Source organism: Actinoplanes sp. NPDC000266, from assembly GCF_042899005.1.
GTDB lineage: Bacteria > Actinomycetota > Actinomycetes > Mycobacteriales > Micromonosporaceae > Actinoplanes.
In genome coordinates this window covers 624,537-643,196 of sequence record NZ_JBIAZI010000001.1, presented here as the reverse complement: position 1 = coordinate 643,196, position 18,660 = coordinate 624,537, and the positions used below count along the sequence as shown (strand labels likewise).

Here is an 18,660-nt window from a genome sequence, read left to right as displayed (position 1 = left end):
CCGTACTGGATCCATGGTCGTGGCTGGACCTTGTATGAAGCGTGCAAGACTTGTCGCTCACCTTGTAGATGTCTTGAATCCCCAGCGGAGGGCAGTTGACGGCGGAGTTCGGCGTGCTCGGCGTGGTGGAGGCCCGTGTCGCCGGGCAGCCGGTCGGGCTGGGGCATGCCCGGCAGCGCAGCGTGCTCGCCGCGCTGCTGGTGGAGGTGGGGCGGCCGGTCACGGTCGACCAGCTCATCGACCGGGTCTGGGGCGACGATGCGCCGCAGCGGGCCGCCGGCGCGCTCTACAGCTATCTCTCCCGCCTGCGGACCGCCCTCGCCGATTCCGGCGTCGGGATCGAGAGACGACCGGGTGGGTACGCCCTGACGGCCGACCCGGAAGCGGTCGATCTGCACCGTTTCCGCCGGCTTGTGGCGCTGGCCCGGGGCGCCGACTCGGACCGGTCGGCCGCCGAGCAGATCACCAGGGCGCTCGAGCTGTGGCGGGGTGAGCCGTTCGCCGGTCTCGACACCCCCTGGCTCTCCTCGACGCGCGAGCTGCTGCTGGGCGAGCGGTTCGCGGCCGAGCTCGACCACAACGACGTGCTGCTGCGGCTGGGCCGGCACGGTGAGCTGCTGCCCTCGCTGTCCGCCGCCGCGGCCGAGCACCCGCTCGACGAGCGCCTGGCCGAGCAGCTCATGCTCGCCCTCTACCGGTGCGGGCGGCAGGCCGACGCCGACGAGCAGTACCGGCGGATCCGGCACAGCCTGGCCGAGGAGCTGGGCAGCGACCCCGGCCCCGGCCTGCGCCGGCTGCACGAGCGGATCATCGCCGCCGATCCGACCCTGACCGCCTCCGCCGTGGTCCAGGTCGCCGCGGCCCGGGCGGTGCCGGCGCAGTTGCCGGCCGATGTGCGGGCCTTCATCGGGCGTACGACCGAATTGAAAGCTCTTGACCAGGTCTTGACCGACGGCGACGAGCCGCCGCTGACCGTCGTGCTGCTCTCCGGCACGGCTGGGGTGGGCAAGTCCGCCCTGGCCGTCCGCTGGGCCCACCGGGTCCGGGAGGCTTTCCCCGACGGCCAGCTCTACGTGAACCTGCGCGGCTACGACTGCGAGCAACCCGTCGCCGTCGGTGACGCTCTGTCCGGGTTTCTCACTGCTTTGGGTGTACGGGGTACCGAGATCCCGCCCGGCGTCGAGGAACGGGCCGGCCGCTACCGCTCCGAGCTGACCGGCCGCCGGATGCTCGTGCTGCTCGACAACGCCTCCTCGGTCGAGCAGGTACGGCCGTTGCTGCCCGGTACGGGGTCGTGTCTGGTGCTGATCACCAGCCGGGACGCGCTGCCGGGCATGGTGGCCATCCACGGCGCCGAGCGGATCAACCTGGATCTGCTGCCCCCGGCCGACGCGGTCGGGCTGCTGCGGCGGCTGATCGGCGACCGGGTCGACCGTGAGGCGACGGTCGCCGGGGATCTGGCCGCCGCCTGCTGCCGGCTGCCGCTGGCGCTGCGGATCGCGGCCGAGCTGGCCGCCGCCCGGCCCGACGTCTCGCTGGAGGAGCTGGTCGGCGAGCTCAGCGACCACCGGATGCGGCTCGACCTGCTCGACGCGGGCGACCCGCGGGCCGAGGTCCGGGCCGTGTTCTCCTGGTCGTACCAGAACCTGCCGGCCGACGCGGCCCGGGTGTTCCGGCTGCTCGGCCTTCATCCGGGCGAGACCGTGCACGTCGAGGCCGTGGCCGCGCTGACCGGAACCGAGGTGGGCGAGGCCCGGCGGCTGCTCGGCGTGCTGGTCCGGGCCAGTCTGGCCCAGGCCGCCCGCGGTGGCCGCTACGGCATGCACGACCTGCTGCGGGCGTACGCGGCCGAGCTCGCCGCCGGACACGACCCGGCCGAGGAGCGGGAGGCCGCGCTGACCCGGCTCTTCGATCACTACCTGGCCAGCTCGGTGTCCGCGATGGCCACGCTCTATCCGGCCGGGCCGGTCGTGTCCGGCGATCCGGAGACGGCCCGGGGCTGGATCGAGGCCGAGCGGCCCAACCTCGCCGCCGTCTGCACGTACGCGGCCGCCCACGGACGGCACCGCCTCGCCGTCGACCTCGCGGGCACGCTGTTCCGCTATCTCGACGCCGGCGGCCCGGTGGCCGAGGCCGTCACCGTCACCTCGTCGGCCGTGTCGGCCGCGCTGGCCCTCGGCGACCGCAGCGCCCAGGCGCGGGCGCTGTCCGATCTGGGGCGGCTGCACCGGCGGCAGGGCCGTCTGGGCGAGTCGGCCGGCACGTACGGGCAGGCCCTGGCGCTCTACTCCGGCCTCGACGACCCGGCGGCCGAGGCGGTGGTGCTGCGCAACCTGGGCAGCGTCCACTGGCGGCTCGGCGACTATCGCCGGGCGGCCGACCACTACGAGCGGGCCTGGGCGCTCTACCAGCGGCTGGGCGACGACGCCGGGCAGGCCGACGCGTCGGTGCGGCTCGGCCTGGTCGACGCCCGGCTCGGCGACGAGGCCCAGGCCACCAAGCGGTTCCAGTCGGCCCTCGAGCTGGCCGGCCGGACCGGCGACCGGTTCAGCGAGGCGTACGTGCTGTCGCTGCTGGCCCGGCTCTCCGGCGAGCCCGCCGAGCTCGAGCGGGCCGCCACCCATCTGGAGCGGAGCCTGGCCGTGGCCCGGCAGAACGGTGACCGGACGGCCGAGGCGTACGTGCTGACCGACCTGGCGGCGGTCTACGCCCGCGGCGGCCGGCACGCCGAGGCGGCGGTCCACCTGCGCCGCGCCCTGGTGCTGCACCGGCGGATCGGCGACCGGGCCAGCGAGGCCGAGGCCCTCAACGACCTCGGTCAGGCGCTGCGGGCCACCGGCGACACGGCCGGGGCCCGGGCCCACCACGAGCAGGCGCTGATCCTGGCCCGGGAGATCGGCGACCGCTACGAGCAGGCACGCGCCACCGAGGGCCTCTAGTCAGACCCGGACCACGCCCTCGATCCAGAGCACGGTGACCGGGCGGCCCTGGGCCCGGGCGTACGTGACGATGTCGGCTGTGCCGCCCATCCCCCGGGCCGGCTCGCCGTCCCAGACGGCGAACAGGTGGTCGCAGCGGTCGACCAGGGCCAGGCCGGCGGCGAGGTAGGCCCGCTCGCTGGGCTCCGGATAGGGCAGCGTGGTCACCTTCGCCGCCGCGGCGCACAGCTCACGCAGGCGGGCCCGGCTGTCGTCGGCGATGAGGGAGGCCGCGTAGCCCTCGCAGGGAAGCACCGCCTCGAGGGTGCCGCCGGCCGCCAGGACGTGGCTCGCGAACAGCTGGTCGGCCCCGTCGGCCAGGCTCGACACCCCGTACGGCGAAGAGCCCTCGGGCAGCACCCGGCGCCAATGGCACACCGCGCGCTCGGCGATGGCCGGAGGCAGGACGCGATGGCCCGTCACACCGAACCGCACATCGGCCTCCGTCCCGCCCCGCTGGTGAATCCCGAACGATACGGCCTCCCGCCTTTGCTCATGGGGCCGGTGCCAGGCAGAATCTGTCGCCGCAGCACGTGCCGATCACCGGAGGACCCCCCATGACCTTCGATGGGTTCATCTCATACAGCCATTCCGGCGACGGACGGCTGGCTCCGGCTGTGCAGCGTGGCCTGCACCGGCTGGCCAAGCCCTGGCATCGGCGGCGCGCGCTGTGGATCTTCCGGGACCAGACCGGCCTGGCGGTGACGCCCGGCCTGTGGTCCTCCATCCAGACCGCCCTCGACGGCTCGCAGCACTTCCTGCTGATGGCCTCGCCCGAGGCGGCCCAGTCGCCGTGGGTGAACAAGGAGATCGAGCACTGGATCGCCACCAAGTCGGCCGACCGGATCCTGCCGGTGGTCACCGACGGCGAATGGGAGTGGGACGAGGCGCGCGGCGACTTCACCGAGGGCTCGACCGCGGTGCCGCCGGCGCTGCGGGGCGTCTTCAGCGAGGAGCCGTTCTTCCTCGACCTGCGGTGGGCCCGCGGCAACGAGCACCTGAGCCTGCGGCACTCCCGCTTCCGCGACGCGATCGCCCAGCTCGCCGCCCCGATGCACGGCGTGAGCAAGGACGAGCTGGAGGGCGAGGACGTACGCCAGCACCGCCGGGCCCGGCGGCTGCTCTCCGGGGCCGCGGTGACCCTGGTCGTGCTGGCCGTGCTGGCCTCGGTCACCGGGCTGTCGGCGGTGCGCAACGGCGAGCGGGCGCGGGCGGCGGCGGCCGAGTCGCTGCGGCAGCAGCAGCTGGCCGGCGACCAGCGCACCCTGGCCGAGCGGTCGGCGGCCGAGGCCCGGCGCCAGCAGGGCCTGGCCCAGGAGCAGCAGAGCCGGGCGGCCCGCGCCAGCGCGGCCGCCGAGGCGTCCGAGCGGATGGCCGAGGAGCAGCAGGCGCTGGCCGACGAGGCGGCCGCCCTGGCCCGGCGCCAGCGGCAGCTGGCCGACCAGGCCGCGGTCCGCACCGAGCAGCAGCAGCGGCTGGCGGCCCAGGCGTCCGAGCTGGCCCAGCAGCTCCAGTTGGAGGCGCGAGGGCTCAAGGAGGAAGCCCAGCGGCAGGCGACGATCGCGGCCGAGCAGCAGCGGCTGGCCCGGCAGGCGGCCACCGAGGCCAAGGCGCAGCAGGCCAAGGCCGCGGAGCAGCAGCGCATCGCGGTCAGCCGGCGGCTGATGAACCAGGCCACCACGACGATCGTCGACGATCCGCGGACGGCCCTGATGCTGGGCGCGGCGGCCCAGCGGCTCAACCCCGACACGGCGACCCGCCGGCAGCTGACCGGCCTCGTCACGTCGACCACGTACGCGGGCGCGATCGGCGGGTCGGTGGTCTCGGCGTACGGACCGGACGGGATTTTGGTTTCTCTCGGCAACGACGGCCGGGTGACGCTGTGGAACGTGACCGACCCGCGCAAACCGGCCCGCGTCGCCACGCTGCCGGGAACCGCGACCGGCCGGGTCCTGAGCCTCAGCCCGGACGGGCGCACCCTGGCCGTGCTGAACGCGCAGGGCCGGGCGGTCCTGTGGGACGTCACCAAGCGATCGAAGCCGGTGCGGCGGGCCACGCTGCCGACCGGCCGTGCGGTCACCGCCCTGGCGTTCGGCGGCGACGTCGTGATCACGGGCGACAACGCCGGCGGCACGGCCGTCTGGGACACCACCGACCCGGCCAAGCCCGCGCTGCTGTCCGAGCCGACCGGCCAGGACTCCTATCCGGTGCTGCACCTGGCGCTCAGCCCGAACGGGCGCCTGCTGATCGTGGACAAGGCGCGGTCCGTGCCGGTCTTCGACCTGAGCGACCCGGCCGCGCCGGACAGCCTGCCCGGATTCCTCAGCTTCGGCGCGTCGCCGATGGCGTTCAGCCCGGACGGATCCACATTGGCCGTCGGCCTCAGCGAGGGTTCGGTGGCGCTGTGGAACATGACGAACCGGACCCCGAGGGCGACCGTCCAGGGGGTCCCGCCGGGCGGGGAGGACGATCCGGCCGACGATCCGGCCGACGGTGGCCCTCCCCCGGACTTCCCGGACATGCCGGACGAGGACGACGACCCGTTCGACACCCGGACCGGCCTGTCCGGCCAGGTCACCTCGCTCGTCTACAGCCCCGACGGCCGCCTGCTGGCCGCCGGCGACCAGAACGGCACGGCGGCGCTGTACGACGAGTCGGCCACCCGCAGCCCCGGCGCCATCGCCACGGTGAAGGCGCACGGCCCGATCACGACGCTGTCGCTCGCCCCGGGCGCCGGCACGCTGGTCACCGCCGACGGCTCGGCCACGACCACCCTGTGGAAGGTGACGCCGTCCGGCCAGCCCAGCTCGCTGGCCACCCTGGCCGTACCGGGCGGCAACGCCGAGGCGACGGTCTTCGGCCCGGACGGGCGCTCGCTGGTCGCGGCCGGCTCGAACGGCACGGCCAGCACGTGGAACACGGCCAATCCGAGCCGCCCGGTCCGCGGCGCCGACCGGACCCTGCGCGACGAGGCGGTCCGGTCGGTGGCCTTCGGGCCCGACCGCCGCACGGTCGCGACCGTCACCGCCGAGAGCGGGACGCTGCGGGTGGGCACCACGACGCTCGCCACCCTGCCGGGTGAGGTGCGGGGCACGAACGCGATGGCCTTCAGCCCCGACGGTCGCACCCTGGCCGTGGTCGCCGACTCCACCTCGATGATGCTGTGGGATGTCTCCAACCGGGCCCGCCCGGTGCTGCGGGCCCGGCTCACCGGCAGCTTCGGCACGGCCGTGGCCTTCAGCCCCGACGGGCGCGCCCTGGCCACCGGCGGCGACGAGGACCCGGCGGTCACGCTGTGGAACCTGACCACCCGCGCCGCGCCGGCCCGGCTGGCCACGCTGACCGGGCACAGCGACGCGGTCGAGTCGATCGCCTTCGCCCCCGACGGCCGCACCCTGGCCAGCGGCGGCTTCGACCGCACGACGCTGCTGTGGGACGTCGCCGACCGGTCACGCCCGCAGCGGCTCGCCTCCCTGCCCAGCCAGGGCCGGTGGGTGCGTTCGGTGGCCTTCAGCCCCGACGGGCGCACCCTGGCCACCGGCGACGCCGGATATACGGCGACCCTGTGGGACACCGCCGTGCCGGCCGCGCCGATCCGGCTGGCCACGGTCCGCACCAGCAAGGGGGCCGAGGTGCGGGAGGTGACGTTCGGGGGCGACGGCCGCACGCTGGCGGTGACCAGCCAGTCCGCCCGCGAGCCGGCGACGGTCACGCTGTGGGGCTACGCCAAGCTCAACGGCCTGCGCGCCGACCCGGCCCAGTACGCCTGCGCGACCACCGGGCGGGGCCTGAACGCGGCCGAGTGGTCGCGTTTCGTCCCCGAGCTCAAATACCGGCGTACCTGCGGCGGGTGACGGGACCACTACGCCGCATCTGCGCACTGGAGTCGGCCGCCGGGGTTGAGCAGAGTACCGGTCATGCCGACCACCAAGGCCGACGCGACCCGGCGGCCCCCCATGGAGTCGCTGTTGCGGGATCTCCCGGAGCCCCACCGGGAGATCCTCGTCGCGACGTACTTCCGCCGCCGCACGCCACGCGAGGCGGCGGAGGCGCTGGGCCTGCCTCAGGCCGAGGTCAAGGCCAGGTTGTACGAGGCCATGCGCACCCTGTCGGCGGTGGTCTCCGGGCCTAGTAACCGCCCGAGGGGTTGAAGCCCAGCCCGTGCACGATGCCCGACAGCACGAGGGCGACACCCATGGCCGTGCCGATGAGCACGGCGCCGAAGACCAGCATGATCAGCACGGCCTTGCTCATCCCGCCGAGCCCCTCGGCGAGCACCTGGCCGACGGTGGGCTTGGGCCAGGTGAGCGGCGGATAGACGCGGGCTTCGACCTTTTCCAGCTCTGGCCCGGCTGTCGACTCGGCCTTCTCCGGCTCGACCGGAGTGACGATGACGCCGGTGGTGCGCTGCGGCCGCTCGGTCGCTTTCGTTCCCTGGAGCAACATGATCCGACTCCTTTGCCTCTTACCCGAAGCATGATCCTCGGAGAACCCGCTGGTCACGGTCGATCGGCTAGTCTTTTTGCCCGAATTACGGTCATATCCGGATTATGGCGAAGCTGATATGGCCGCCCGGCGCCGATCGCTCCATATGCTGATCGGCATCGATATCAGCTGCTGATCGGAGCGCCCATGTTCAGGACGGCACGCGTCGTGACGGCCCTGCTGGCCCTGGGAATCACCCTGCTCTGGGCGCCGGCCGCGATGTCGGCCGCCACCCTGACCGTCGCCCAGGCGATCAGCGGCCAGAGCGGCACCGGGACGGTCCGCGGCTACATCGTCGGCGAGCCGACGGCCACGTCGACCGTACGGACGAGCGGCTTCACCGGCGACACGGCGCTCGCCCTGGCCGACAGCAGCGGCGAGACCAACACCGCCAACATGCTGTACGTCCAGATCACCACCTCGTACCGAAGCGCCTTCGGCCTGCGCACCAACCCCGGCCTGATGCGGACCGCCATCACCGTCACCGGGACGCTGACCGCGTACTTCTCCCACCCCGGCCTGAAGTCGCCGACCGCGATGACGGCCTCCCCGACCACGCCGCCGACCACTCCCCCAGCCGACTCCTACTACGCGGCCGCGGCCGGCAAGACGGGCGAGGCGCTGAAGTCGTCCCTGCACAGCATCATCTCCAGCGGGATGACCAAGCTGTCGTACGACGCGGTCTGGAACGCCCTGAAAGTCACCGACCAGGACCCGGCGAACTCGGCCAACGTGATCCTGCTCTACTCCGGGACCAGCCGCGCCAAGACCCTGAACGGCGGCAACGCCGGCAACTGGAACCGGGAACACGTCTGGGCCAAGTCACACGGCGACTTCGGCACGGCCACCGGCCCCGGAACCGACCTGCACCACTTGCGCCCCGAGGACGTGGCGGTCAACGCGCTGCGCGACAACAAAGACTTCGACACGGGCGGAAGCGCGGCCACGGGAGCCCCCGGCAACTACACGGACGCCGACTCGTGGGAACCCCGCAACGCCGTCAAGGGCGACGTGGCCCGCATGATCTTCTACATGGCCGTCCGCTACGAGGGCGACGACTCGTGGCCCGACCTGGAGGTCGACAACGCCACGAGCGGCGGCAGCGCCCCGCGCCTGGGCAAGCTCTCGGCCCTGCTCCAGTGGAACACGCAGGACCCGCCGGACGCCGCCGAGCGCAACCGCAACCAGATCATCTACACCACGTACCAGCACAACCGAAACCCGTTCATCGACCACCCCGAGTGGGCAGCCTCAGTCTTCAGCTGACGCGCTGCTGCCACCGTCGTAGCGTGCGGGAGCCCTCCGGCACCGGCGACGAGCACTGGGACGTTTTCCTGGCCGCGCTGGCCGCCCAGGACGGGCACGCTCCCCCGCCCTGGGCCGAGTCACGCGCGTTGCGCCGCTTCTGGTTTCCCTTCGTCACGCGTTCCGCGAGAGTCGAAGCGGTGGTCCACGCCCCGGCCGCATTCCGGCGCCGCGGGGTCTTCGTCGCCGCCCAGGAACTGAAGGTGGCATGAGCGCCGACGCGCCCCGGGTTTCGGCCGGCCCGCCTCTGAGTTCGGCCGCCTCGCCGGAGCACGAGGTGGCCGTGAAGGCGCGGACCGCGCGTCGTCGTGACGCGGAAGACATTCGCCTCCCGCCAACCACCATGAATCATGGCAATACGGATGACCCTCGGCGTGGTGGGGCCTCGGGGCTCGCCTTTCCCCGAGCTGGGGCGATCCGCCGGTGGGCGGGGGGCTCGGGGCCGTTCGTATGATGGCGGGCATGACTGATCAAGCGACGCCCGAGCAGCTGCGGCAGGAACTCAAGGACATCGACGCCGAGCTGGCCGAGCTGCGGCGGGTGGCCGGCGACGCGCAGTCGCGGCGCGGTGAGGACGGCGACAACTCCGAGGGCTTTCAGGAGCCGGAGGACATCGCGACCGAGCTGACCGGCATCAACGAGACCGAGGCCGTCATCGACGTGCTGGTGCAGCGCCGCGAGCGGGTCGAGGCTCAGCTCAAGAACCTGGGCTGAGCGAGCGGTTCAGGCGCCGGCCTCCTGCTGGCGCCGGTACTGGTCGTTCTGCCTGAGCGCCTCCTCGAGCTGATCCTCGAGGATGATGATGCGGCAGGCGGCCTCGAGGGCGGTGCCCTGCTCGACCATCTCCCGGGCCCGCACGGCCAGGCGCAGCTGGTAGCGGGAGTAACGGCGGTGGCCACCGGCCGACCGCAACGGGGTGATCAGTTTCGCCTCGCCGAGGCGGCGCAGGAAGTCCTGCGAGGCGCCGGTGATCTCCGCGGCGCGGCCCATCGTATAGGCGGGGTAATCCTCGTCGCCGAACATGTCGTCGGGTTGGGCCATAAACACCTCTGATCCATGACGAGGGCCCCGGCGTTACGCCGGGGCCCAGGGTTACGGGTTCAAACACCATCTACCGGCAGGTTCGCCGAATTCTCGTATGCGCACCACTGGGGTGCGAGGATCGCAAATGCGTGACCGGAGACCACCTCTCGTTCGATGGAAACTGCGGTGACCGCCCAGGGCCGTACTGCGTCCTGGAAGCGGGCGATCCAACGGTGTTCAGCCCTCCCTTTCCTCTGTTTCCCGATCTGTCGTGCGTGTTGCTGTCGTGCTGCCCGCCGGTGCCGGAGCCCCACGCGAATCCCATGGCCCCCACACGTGCGACGAGCTGTTACTCGTGCGGCGTTGCCGCTTATGCCGAGCGAGCCCACGACATGGGTCCGGGCCCTGCTTGACGCTCGGTCATTTCGTCGGCGTCTTCCACGATCTCTTCGTTCAACACCAGGAACACTAACCGAGGTTGCCAAGAAAATCTAGTCACCACATCATAGATTTTCTCGGCGTGTCGACGAGGCCAGCACCTTCGCGCCGGTCGGCGCGTGACCCCACCACGCGGCGATCAGCTCGGTTGGGCCGCCGAGGCGCGGCCGATCGGCGGCGTGGTCGAGTGCGGCCGCGGTCCCGCATTGCCCAGCCGGCGACGCGACGACGTCGGCTCGATCGCTCCGCCGAGGGGTGCGGTGGCCGGGAGGTGAGCAGGTCGTGGGCGGCGGGCGCGCGTCCTAAGGGCAGGGCGGAGCTGTGAAGCCGGGGTGGGTTCCCCGGGTCCAGCGGCAGCCGAACGTCGGGGCGGCTACCGCCCGGCGGTCGAGGATGGCGTCGCCTGCGGGGCGGTGGCCTGTGCGGAGCCACGTGGTCAGGTCGTCGAAGCCCTCGGTCAGCTCGGGAACGGTGAAGTCGCAATGGCCCACGCCCCGGATGGCGCGGGAGACGAAGAGCTTTGATTTGCCGTTGCGGGCCGCTCGGGAGGCGTACACCTGCTCCATCGAGAACGGGACGAAAAGGTCGCCTATGTCGTGCAGGGAAAGGACCGGGACCCGGGGGTTTCCGTCGACCCGGGGAATGCCGGCCAGGCCGGGGTCGGCGGTCGCGGTGCGGCGTACCCGCAGCACGTCGCGGTTGAGGCGCAACTCCTCGGCGGTGGGCCACAGGCGGTCGGTGCTCCGGTAGAAGGTGCGCCGGTTGTCGGTGACGTTGCCGGGAGCGATTCCTCCCGTGCCGCCCTGCAAGCCCGGATAGAGACCGAAGAGGAACGGCAGGTCGGCCAGCGGGGGCAGGGAGGAGGCGGAGTTCCAGTACGCGAACGCGCCGTCGAAGCCAGGTCTGTCCCCGCCGCTGCGACGTTCCAGGACGGCCGACCAGGCGCGACCGGCCGGCGTGGATCCCGTGGGGAGGCCGAGCTTCGGCACGATCTGGCCCACTTGTGAGCGCCACACCTGCTGGTAGTCGGCACCCGGCTGGAGCGGGAACTCGATGTCGGCGCCGGTGAGGGCGGCCGCCGTGACGTTCGCGTCGAGGAAGTAGTCGTAGAGGGCGGTGTCGCCCAGGACCCCGCAGTACGGCATGGCGCCGGCGAAGGCGCGCGGATGTTCCTCGATCGCCACCGCGGTGATGTGGCCGCCCATCGACGCCCCGGACATGATGACCTGCCGGGGACGGTTGCCCGTGGCCCTGCGGAACACGTCGATCAGGGCGACCGAGTCGCGTACGCCCTGGCCCACGTCGTAGCCGTTGGTGGCGTAGCTGGAGGCGGCCCACGCGTAGCCGCGGGACACGTAGTGCTCGCGCAGGTCGGGATCGTTGACGTACACCGTCGTGCCGGTTCCGCGGTAGCCGTGGGCCCAGACGACGAGCCCGCCGTTCCACTTGCGCGGCACCTCGATGCGATAGGCGGCGCCGCCGGTGACCCCGGTGCGCACCCGGGCTCCGGGCAGGGCGGTGAACGGCGAGCCGTCGAGGTCGCAGTCGGGGTCGGCCACGAGGTAGCCGGGTTGGGTCGTGCTCGGCGCCGGCGCGGTGCAGGCGGCAGCCGGCGCCCCGGGCGAGGGCGCCAGGGGCACCAGCAGGGCGAGGGCGAGAGCGGCGTGACCGAGCATGGCGTTACCTCCCGGTAACACTTCACGCCGTCCATCGACGAGTGTCAAGGTCGCGGGGCAGATGATCTTGCATGGGGCCGAGGGGTAGCCTCGATGAGGTTACGCAACCGTAGGTTTGGAGACCCGATGGTGGACGAGCGGCCCTGGCTGGCGGCCTATCCGGAAGGCGTGCCGGCCGACATCGCCGAGCCCCAGCGGGCGCTGACCGCGAACCTGGACGGGGCCGTCGAGCGCTTCCCGGACCGGATCGCCCTCGACTTCCTCGGCGCCACCACCACGTACGCCCAGCTCGGCGACCAGGTCGCCCGGGCCGCCGAGGCGCTGCGGCAGTCGGGGGTCGGTCCCGGGGACCGGGTGGCGCTGATCCTGCCCAACTGCCCGCAGCACGTGGTCGCCTTCTACGCGGTGCTGCGCCTCGGCGCGGTCGTCGTCGAGCACAACCCGCTCTACACCGCCGACGAGCTGGCCCACCAGCTCGCCGACCACGGCGCCACCGTCGCCATCTGCTGGGAGAAGGTCGCGGCCACGGTGGCCGCCACCGCCGAACGCACCTCGATCACCACCATCATCGGCGTCGACCTGACCGCGGCGCTGCCGTTGATCAAGAGGCTCGCGCTCAAACTGCCCCTCCCGGCCGCGCGCAGGATGCGGGACGAGATGCGCGGGACGCTGCCGGGCGGCACCCTGCTGTGGGAGACGATGATCGCCGAGGCGCCGCCGATCGACCCGTCGATTCCCGGGCCCGGCGTCGACGACACCGCCCTGCTGCAATACACCGGCGGCACCAGCGGCACCCCCAAGGGCGCCGTCCTCAGCCACCGGAACCTGGTGGCCAACGCCGAGCAGAGCCGTGTCTGGGTGCCCGGCCTGCGCGACGGCGGGGAGACTTTCTACGCGGTTCTGCCGCTCTTCCACGCGTACGGCCTGACCCTGTGCCTGACCACGGCCGTGCGGATCGCGGCGACGATCGTCCTGTTGCCGCGCTTCGACGCTGGCATGGTGCTCGACGCCGTGAAGCGGCGGCCGCCGACGTTCTTCCCGGGCGTTCCGCCGATGTACGACCGGCTGGGCGCGGCCGCGCGGGAACGCGGCGCCGACCTGAGCTCGATCAAGTTCTCCTTCAGCGGGGCCATGCCGCTGCCGGCCGCGACCGTCCGGGCTTGGGAGGCGCTGACCGGAGGGCTTTTGATCGAGGGGTACGGCATGACGGAGACCTCACCGATCACGGTGGGCAACCCGATGTCCGAGCGGAGACGGGCGGGCTCGATCGGTGTCCCGTACCCGTCGACGTACGTCCGGATCGCCGACCGGGACGACCCGGCGCGCGACATGCCGCCCGGTGAGCCGGGCGAGCTGCTGCTGAAGGGCCCGCAGGTCTTCTCGGGCTATTGGAACCTGCCCGAGGAGACCGAGGCGGTCCTGCTGCCGGGCGGGTGGATCCGCACCGGCGACGTGGCCGTGATGAGCGACGACGGCTTCCTGTCGATCGTCGACCGGGTCAAGGAGCTGATCATCACGGGCGGCTTCAACGTCTATCCGTCGGAGGTCGAGGACGTGGTCCGCGACCATCCCGGCGTGGCGGATGTGGCCGTCGTCGGGCTGCCGTCGGAGCGTACGGGGGAAGAGGTCGTCGCCGTTGTCGTCGCCGCCGAAGGCGCGACCGTGGACCCGGACGCCATGCTGAAGTGGGCACGCGAGCGGCTGGCCGGTTACAAGGCGCCGCGCCGGATCGAGGTCGTGGACGAGCTGCCGCGCAGCCAGATCGGCAAGGTGCTGCGCCGCCAGGTGCGGGACGACCTGCTCGCGAAATCGCAGTAGGCTCGGCGTCGTGGAGGCCCGGCATTGGCAACCGCCGCGACCGGCGGCCCGAGGACGGGCCGACCACACGGCGATCGTCGGTTGCAGCCTGTTCGTCGACGGTGTGGCCGTCGAAAACCCGGGCTCGGCGGCCGACCTGGCGCAACTCTACGAGAGGGCACGGGAGCGGGACGGCGCGTTCGTCTGGCTCGGCCTGCACGAGCCGACCGAGGCCGCGCTCACCCGGGTGGCCGAGGTGTTCGGGCTCCACCCCCTGGCGGTCGAGGACATCCTGCACCGGGAGCAGAGGGTCAAGATCGAGCGGTACGAGGATGTGCTGTTCCTCGTCGTCCGGGCCGCTCAATACGTGGAACACGAACGGATCACGGCCACCAGCGAGATCGTCAGCACGGGCTTCGTACGGCTGTTCGTGGGTCCGCACTTCGTCATCACGGTCCGGCAGGGCCGGGTCATGGAGCTCAGCTCGCTGCGGGCCGACCTGAGCGCCGACCCGCGAGCGCTGGCCGAGGGCGGCCCGTGGGCGGTCGTGCACGCCATCCTGGACCGGCTGGTCGACGGCTACGTCGACATCGCGGCGGCGGTGCAGACCGACATCGACCTGACCGAGGCGGCGGTGTTCGACGCGCGCACTCCCGTCACGGTCGAGCAGATCTACCAGCTCAAACGCCAGCTGATGAAGTTCAAGTCGGCAGTACTCCCGTTGCAGCGGCCGTTGGCGGCCCTGGCCGGCAAACAGTTCACCGACCTGCCGAAGGAGATCCGCCGCTACTTCAGCGACGTGTCCGACCACCACACGGCGGCCGTGGAGCAGGTGATGGCCTTCGACGACGTGCTCAACGCCTTGCTGCAGGCCCGCCTGACCCAGCTGACGGTCGACCAGAACAACGACATGCGCAAAATCGCCTCGTGGGCCGCCATAGCCGCACTGCCGACAGCGATAGCCGGCGTCTACGGCATGAACTTCACCCACATGCCCGAGCTCCAGTGGCGCTACGGCTACCCCACCTTGATGCTGATCATGCTGCTCAGCTCAAGCCTTCTCTACCGCCTGCTCCGCCGAGCCGGTTGGCTGTAGCGGGAGGCCCAGTCCCGTTCGAGCCGTCTCGATGACGTGTTCGAGGATCCAGCGATCCGGCTGTTCGAGAAGGGCACACGCATCCTGGGCGGCCAGGTCCTCATCGTCGGACAGGCGGCTTCGCCACTCCGCCGGGACGACGTTCCAGCCGGAAGGCGGATCCCGGAAGTAGAGGCCGATCCACCCGGTCCGGTACCAGAGCTCAAGGACGGCCGCGCACGCCGACGCGGGCCAAGGACCGTGTTGCCGTGCTGATCCGGCCGGGTCGTCAATCGAGCCTCGCGGGATCTCGTAGAGGGGCGCCTCCTCCCTCACGAGGATCTCCATCTGCCACAGGAAGTCCGTGAGATCGTCCACGGCTGACATTGTGCGCCGCTGCCGCTCGACCGGCGCCGCGCGGCTACACGAATCCCTCGTCGACCAGGCGGGAGCCGCCGGCGGTTACCTCGTGGCGCTGACCCGAGCCGCCTACCACCCGGCTCCAGCTCTCCGTCACCAGCGCCCAGGCGCCGTCGCGCTGTTCGAGGTGGTACGCGAAACCGCCGGTCATGCCCGGCACCGAGAACCAGCACGTCGTACCCGGAACCGACTCCAGCAGCACACCGATCTCCGGCAGCCGCAACCCCTCACGGTCCACCAGATCCGCCGCCCGGCCGCGGATCACCTCGTGGAATCCGTTCTGGATCGCGGTGAGCTCGTCGCCGCCGATGTCGAACACGGGACGAGGCTCCAGCGCACTCGCCAGATGGCCGTGGCCACGACGCCGGGCGATGTCGGCCGCCACCTCACCGTCCGCGGTTCGCAGCAGTCGCCACCCGCCGAGACCGGCCAGCCGCTCGGCCACCTCCACCGGCGCGCCACCGTGCGCGGCCTGGTGCAGCGGAGCGAACCAGGACCGGCCACCCGGCCGCCACGTGTTCACCAATGCCTCCGCGGAGAATTCCGCCAATAGGGCGAAGACACCCGGCCAGTCATAGGCACGCGCCCGGTCCGCCAGATCATGGCGCCGCCGCGCTGCCCCCTCGCCCAGCGACTCGGCGCGCGTGATGCCGTCCCACGTCAGAGATTCCATGGCCGCGATTATGTATTTCAGTCAGTCGCCGCCGGTCACGCTGCCCTCGTCGGAGGATCGGTGCGAGTCGCCCAGCCATTTGCCTCCGCGGCCGCGGCGGCGGGTGGGGCCGATGCCCCGGCGATAGCCGTCGTCGAAGCCCCGGCGCACGCCGATCACCAGAGCCACGACGATTACGGCGATCGTCGCGGCCGCCGCGATCGCGAAAAGGATGTCCATGTCCGTAGTGTGCCCGGCGGTCGAAAGTTTGCCAGGGCGGTAAGGATCGGGGCTCCGGCCGACATGAAACGGTCGAGGAGGGACGGATGGGCTACGCGCCACCTGAGCAGAGGTTCACCGAGCTGTACCGGGCCAGCCATGGGCGGGTGCTTCGGTTCGTCGCGCGCCGGGTCGGCGATGACGCCGAGGCGGAGGATCTGACCGCTGAGGTCTTCCGTATCGCCTGGGACAAGACCACTGGCGGCGCGGTGCTCTCGCCGGCCTGGCTTTTCGTGACGGCGCGGCATGTGCTGAGCAATCACCATCGGTGGGTACGGCGGGGCGACTCCGCCTATCGCAAGGTGGCGGCCGACGGTCCGCGGGGTGACGAGCGGACCGCCGATCTGGTCGCCGACGTGCTCGAACGGCTGCCGGAAACCCATCGTGACGTCCTGGTCCACCGGTACTGGGACGACCTGAGCGCGGGCGAGATCGCCGCGCTCACCGGACTGTCCCCATCGGCCGTCTGGGTGCGCCTGCATCGGGCCCGGCAGGCGTTCAAGAGGTCCTACGGAGCGGAGGTCGGTCATGCGCGACGTTAGGCGGCTGATGCGGGAGGCCAACCCGGTGCCCGGCGCCCGCCCCGGGGACGACGCGCGGGCCGAGGCCCGCCTGGCCGAGCTGCTGGGCGCCCGGACCCCGGCGCCGGGGCCGGCGCGCCGGCCCCGGGCCCTGGTCTGGGCAACGGCTGCGGTGATCGCCGTCGTGGCCGCCGGCGCGGTGGGCGTGGTGGTCCTCCGGGAAGCGGCCACACGCCAGGAGTCGTCCACAGCGGATCAGCCCTTCTACGCCACCACGGCCGAGCTCGAGGAGAGCGCCGAAGCCATCGTCCGCGCCACCGTCACCGCGACCCGGGATACCGACGGCGAGACCGTGGCCACCGTCGCGGTGAGCGCGGTGGCCGCGGGCCCCGTCAGGACGGGCTCGTCGATCCGGATCGTCTTCTCGGCGGCCGGGCCGGAGCAGGCCGACGGCATCCGCGACGGCGGCGAGTACGTTCTGCTGCTCCAGGCCCGCGACGCCGGCTCGTGGAATCTCGTCAACACGACCCAGGGCTACTACACCGTCGGGCCGGGCCGGCTCGTTCCCACCGCCGACAACCCGGTCGAGCTCAGCCCGCCGGTACTGGCCGCGCTGGGGTTCTCCTGACCAGGCGTACGGTCAAGGCCGGAATCATCACCGCCGCCGCCACCAGATGGAGACCGGCCAGGGTGGCGACCGTGGCGGCGTTCGCGCCCACCAGGAACGGCGGGATCAGCGAGATCGCCGTCAGCAGCCCGGCCGTCCACAGGAAACGCTCGGCGGGGCGGGCGCTCCACCGGCGCAGGGCCCACGCGATGGCGACCCCCACGAGCGAGAACACGCCGGTCACGACGGCGATGCCGGCCAGCGGGATCGTCTCGCCGCCGTCCGGCACCTCGAAGTCGACCCCGGCCGCGCGGGCCAGCGCCGCGGCGAGTGTGGTGGCCAGCATCGCGGCCAGTGTGGCGACGTACACCATCGTCGTCACTCCGTTCCGTCGGCGGGCAGGCTCTCGGGGAGCCCGAACCGGGGGAACCGGTCGGCGTGGAACGTGTAGATCTCGGTGATGGCCCCGCCGGTGACGCGCAGGATGTCCATCGTCAGCGGCCGGTACACGCCCTCCGCCTCGCGCCAGTGGTAGTAGGCGATCGCCGGCTGCCGGTTGGCCGAGGTGGGCACGGCGCGCAGGCCCGTCATCCCCTCGTAGCCGCTCTCGATCCAGTACTTCACCACCGTGTCGCGGCCGACGTACAGGCCCGGCGTGGGTGGCATCGCGCTGCGGATGTCGTCGCGCACCATCGAGGCGAGCACCGGGATGTTGGCGGTCACGCTGGCCTCGGTGTATCGACGTACGAGATCAAGCGTCTCGGGGTTGTCCTCGCCGCCGGTCCAGTCCTGCCGTTCGGCCGGCAGATGCTCCCGCATGCCGGCCCGGGCCCGTTGCAGCGCGCTGTTCACCGAGTTCACCGAGTCGCCTAGAAGGTCGGCGACGTCCTTGGCCGGCCAGCCGAGAACGTCGCGCAGGATCAGAACGGCCCGCGGGCGCGGCGCCAGATGCTGGACGGCGATCAGGTACGCCAGCTCGATCGTCTCCCGCGCCACGGCCAGCGCCTCGGGCGCGTCCGCGGCGGCGGCGGGCAGCTCGTCGAGCAGCCGGTCCGGATAGGGCTGCAACCACAGCACCTCGCCGCCGCTGGCCGGCGCGGGGCGGACCTTGGCCAGCAGGTCGAGGCAGGCGTTGGTGGCGATCCGGTAGAGCCAGGCCCGGAACGTCGACCGGCCCTCGAAGGTCGCCCGCCGCCGCCAGGCCCGCAGGAACGTCTCCTGCACGGTGTCCTCGGCGTCCTCGTACGAGCCGAGCATCCGGTAGCAGTGCACGTGCAGCTCCCGCCGGTGCCGCTCGGCCAGCCCGGTGAAGGCCGGCTCGCTCAGATCGTCCAGCCGCGTCTGCGTACTCATCACGTCATCCTTCCGCCTCATCACGTCCAGTCGTAGGTATGACGGCCACGG

The 18,660-nt window shown here is 72.1% G+C and carries 19 protein-coding genes; 10 read left to right on the top strand and 9 right to left on the bottom strand.

Annotated elements, in window-relative coordinates:
- The first annotated feature begins 95 nt into the window (after positions 1 to 95).
- Positions 96 to 2,939 (top strand): AfsR/SARP family transcriptional regulator, encoded by a 2,844-nt coding sequence (locus tag ACFY36_RS02595; protein ID WP_499744121.1) that lies wholly within the window; start codon positions 96 to 98, stop codon positions 2,937 to 2,939.
- Here the strand turns inward: ACFY36_RS02595 and ACFY36_RS02590 are convergent, their stop codons facing one another.
- Positions 2,940 to 3,413 carry a hypothetical protein gene (locus tag ACFY36_RS02590; RefSeq protein WP_499744120.1) on the bottom strand — a complete coding sequence of 158 codons (474 nt, stop codon included), beginning with the start codon at positions 3,411 to 3,413 and terminating at the stop codon, positions 2,940 to 2,942. It lies immediately after the preceding gene.
- Between the two features lie 122 nt (positions 3,414 to 3,535).
- On the opposite strand from ACFY36_RS02590, the gene ACFY36_RS02585 reads away from it, so the two are divergent.
- The gene (locus tag ACFY36_RS02585) at positions 3,536 to 6,832 is read left to right on the top strand and encodes a TIR domain-containing protein (protein WP_499744119.1); all 3,297 of its coding nucleotides are present in this window, start codon (positions 3,536 to 3,538) and stop codon (positions 6,830 to 6,832) included.
- Between the two features lie 63 nt (positions 6,833 to 6,895).
- Positions 6,896 to 7,129 carry a sigma factor-like helix-turn-helix DNA-binding protein gene (locus ACFY36_RS02580; protein WP_499744118.1) on the top strand — a complete coding sequence of 78 codons (234 nt, stop codon included), beginning with the start codon at positions 6,896 to 6,898 and terminating at the stop codon, positions 7,127 to 7,129.
- On the opposite strand, the gene ACFY36_RS02575 is transcribed toward ACFY36_RS02580, so the two are convergent.
- Positions 7,107 to 7,424 (bottom strand): hypothetical protein, encoded by a 318-nt coding sequence (locus ACFY36_RS02575; protein WP_499744117.1) that lies wholly within the window; start codon positions 7,422 to 7,424, stop codon positions 7,107 to 7,109. The genes ACFY36_RS02580 and ACFY36_RS02575 overlap by 23 nt on opposite strands.
- Before the next feature lie 186 nt (positions 7,425 to 7,610).
- On the opposite strand from ACFY36_RS02575, the gene ACFY36_RS02570 reads away from it, so the two are divergent.
- The 3 genes from ACFY36_RS02570 (at position 7,611) to ACFY36_RS02560 (ending at position 9,482) form a co-directional block, all read left to right on the top strand.
- On the top strand, positions 7,611 to 8,729 hold the full coding sequence (locus ACFY36_RS02570) for an endonuclease (RefSeq protein WP_499744116.1): 1,119 nt from the start codon (positions 7,611 to 7,613) through the stop codon (positions 8,727 to 8,729).
- A gap of 23 nt (positions 8,730 to 8,752) precedes the next feature.
- On the top strand, positions 8,753 to 8,980 hold the full coding sequence (locus tag ACFY36_RS02565; RefSeq protein ID WP_499744115.1) for a hypothetical protein: 228 nt from the start codon (positions 8,753 to 8,755) through the stop codon (positions 8,978 to 8,980).
- A gap of 250 nt (positions 8,981 to 9,230) precedes the next feature.
- The gene (locus ACFY36_RS02560; protein WP_499744114.1) at positions 9,231 to 9,482 is read left to right on the top strand and encodes a hypothetical protein; all 252 of its coding nucleotides are present in this window, start codon (positions 9,231 to 9,233) and stop codon (positions 9,480 to 9,482) included.
- A 9-nt stretch (positions 9,483 to 9,491) separates the two neighbouring features.
- Here ACFY36_RS02560 and ACFY36_RS02555 read toward each other — a convergent pair whose 3' ends face one another.
- Both ACFY36_RS02555 and ACFY36_RS02550 read right to left on the bottom strand, forming a co-directional pair.
- Positions 9,492 to 9,809, bottom strand: coding sequence for a MerR family transcriptional regulator (locus ACFY36_RS02555; RefSeq protein ID WP_499744113.1), 318 nt, complete (start codon positions 9,807 to 9,809; stop codon positions 9,492 to 9,494).
- 722 nt (positions 9,810 to 10,531) lie between these two features.
- The gene (locus tag ACFY36_RS02550; protein ID WP_499744112.1) at positions 10,532 to 11,905 is read right to left on the bottom strand and encodes an alpha/beta hydrolase family protein; all 1,374 of its coding nucleotides are present in this window, start codon (positions 11,903 to 11,905) and stop codon (positions 10,532 to 10,534) included.
- A 126-nt stretch (positions 11,906 to 12,031) separates the two neighbouring features.
- Here ACFY36_RS02550 and ACFY36_RS02545 point away from each other — a divergent pair, with 126 nt between their 5' ends.
- Together ACFY36_RS02545 and ACFY36_RS02540 are read left to right on the top strand one after the other, a co-directional pair.
- The gene (locus ACFY36_RS02545; protein WP_499744111.1) at positions 12,032 to 13,723 is read left to right on the top strand and encodes a long-chain-fatty-acid--CoA ligase; all 1,692 of its coding nucleotides are present in this window, start codon (positions 12,032 to 12,034) and stop codon (positions 13,721 to 13,723) included.
- Between the two features lie 10 nt (positions 13,724 to 13,733).
- Positions 13,734 to 14,798: a magnesium and cobalt transport protein CorA gene (locus tag ACFY36_RS02540; RefSeq protein ID WP_499744110.1), complete on the top strand. Its 1,065-nt coding sequence runs from the start codon at positions 13,734 to 13,736 to the stop codon at positions 14,796 to 14,798.
- Here the strand turns inward: ACFY36_RS02540 and ACFY36_RS02535 are convergent.
- Genes ACFY36_RS02535 through ACFY36_RS02525 form a run of 3 tightly spaced genes read right to left on the bottom strand, consistent with a single transcriptional unit; the run spans position 14,754 to position 16,089 of the window.
- Entirely contained in the window at positions 14,754 to 15,155 is a 402-nt protein-coding gene (locus ACFY36_RS02535; RefSeq protein ID WP_499744109.1) for a hypothetical protein, read from the bottom strand. The two genes, ACFY36_RS02540 and ACFY36_RS02535, sit on opposite strands and share 45 nt — an antisense overlap.
- 43 nt (positions 15,156 to 15,198) lie before the next feature.
- Entirely contained in the window at positions 15,199 to 15,870 is a 672-nt protein-coding gene (locus ACFY36_RS02530; RefSeq protein ID WP_499744108.1) for a hypothetical protein, read from the bottom strand.
- 21 nt (positions 15,871 to 15,891) lie between these two features.
- Positions 15,892 to 16,089, bottom strand: coding sequence for a hypothetical protein (locus tag ACFY36_RS02525; RefSeq protein ID WP_499744107.1), 198 nt, complete (start codon positions 16,087 to 16,089; stop codon positions 15,892 to 15,894).
- A gap of 86 nt (positions 16,090 to 16,175) precedes the next feature.
- Between ACFY36_RS02525 and ACFY36_RS02520 the strand changes: the two genes are divergently transcribed.
- Positions 16,176 to 16,670, top strand: a complete 495-nt coding sequence (locus tag ACFY36_RS02520; RefSeq protein WP_499744106.1) for an RNA polymerase sigma factor — start codon at positions 16,176 to 16,178, stop codon at positions 16,668 to 16,670.
- Positions 16,657 to 17,277 (top strand): hypothetical protein, encoded by a 621-nt coding sequence (locus tag ACFY36_RS02515; protein WP_499744105.1) that lies wholly within the window; start codon positions 16,657 to 16,659, stop codon positions 17,275 to 17,277. Before ACFY36_RS02520 ends, ACFY36_RS02515 begins: the two co-directional genes overlap by 14 nt.
- Here the strand turns inward: ACFY36_RS02515 and ACFY36_RS02510 are convergent.
- Positions 17,240 to 17,629 (bottom strand): DUF6069 family protein, encoded by a 390-nt coding sequence (locus ACFY36_RS02510; RefSeq protein WP_499744104.1) that lies wholly within the window; start codon positions 17,627 to 17,629, stop codon positions 17,240 to 17,242. The genes ACFY36_RS02515 and ACFY36_RS02510 overlap by 38 nt on opposite strands.
- Positions 17,630 to 17,634: 5 nt before the next feature.
- Complete coding sequence (locus ACFY36_RS02505; RefSeq protein WP_499744103.1) at positions 17,635 to 18,609, bottom strand: RNA polymerase subunit sigma-70; 975 nt, start codon at positions 18,607 to 18,609, stop codon at positions 17,635 to 17,637.
- Positions 18,610 to 18,660: the final 51 nt, after the last annotated feature.

Bases quoted from the DNA above. Each gene is read 5' to 3' on its own strand.
- ACFY36_RS02560 (WP_499744114.1), top strand. From the start codon at position 9,231: ATGACTGATCAAGCGACGCCCGAGCAGCTGCGGCAGGAACTCAAGGAC.
- ACFY36_RS02505 (WP_499744103.1), bottom strand. From the start codon at position 18,609: ATGAGTACGCAGACGCGGCTGGACGATCTGAGCGAGCCGGCCTTCACC.
- ACFY36_RS02585 (WP_499744119.1), top strand. From the start codon at position 3,536: ATGACCTTCGATGGGTTCATCTCATACAGCCATTCCGGCGACGGACGG.
- ACFY36_RS02555 (WP_499744113.1), bottom strand. From the start codon at position 9,809: ATGGCCCAACCCGACGACATGTTCGGCGACGAGGATTACCCCGCCTAT.
- ACFY36_RS02550 (WP_499744112.1), bottom strand. From the start codon at position 11,905: ATGCTCGGTCACGCCGCTCTCGCCCTCGCCCTGCTGGTGCCCCTGGCG.
- ACFY36_RS02515 (WP_499744105.1), top strand. From the start codon at position 16,657: ATGCGCGACGTTAGGCGGCTGATGCGGGAGGCCAACCCGGTGCCCGGC.
- ACFY36_RS02575 (WP_499744117.1), bottom strand. From the start codon at position 7,424: ATGTTGCTCCAGGGAACGAAAGCGACCGAGCGGCCGCAGCGCACCACC.
- ACFY36_RS02525 (WP_499744107.1), bottom strand. From the start codon at position 16,089: ATGGACATCCTTTTCGCGATCGCGGCGGCCGCGACGATCGCCGTAATC.
- ACFY36_RS02510 (WP_499744104.1), bottom strand. From the start codon at position 17,629: ATGGTGTACGTCGCCACACTGGCCGCGATGCTGGCCACCACACTCGCC.
- ACFY36_RS02545 (WP_499744111.1), top strand. From the start codon at position 12,032: ATGGTGGACGAGCGGCCCTGGCTGGCGGCCTATCCGGAAGGCGTGCCG.
- ACFY36_RS02520 (WP_499744106.1), top strand. From the start codon at position 16,176: ATGGGCTACGCGCCACCTGAGCAGAGGTTCACCGAGCTGTACCGGGCC.
- ACFY36_RS02580 (WP_499744118.1), top strand. From the start codon at position 6,896: ATGCCGACCACCAAGGCCGACGCGACCCGGCGGCCCCCCATGGAGTCG.
- ACFY36_RS02530 (WP_499744108.1), bottom strand. From the start codon at position 15,870: ATGGAATCTCTGACGTGGGACGGCATCACGCGCGCCGAGTCGCTGGGC.
- ACFY36_RS02570 (WP_499744116.1), top strand. From the start codon at position 7,611: ATGTTCAGGACGGCACGCGTCGTGACGGCCCTGCTGGCCCTGGGAATC.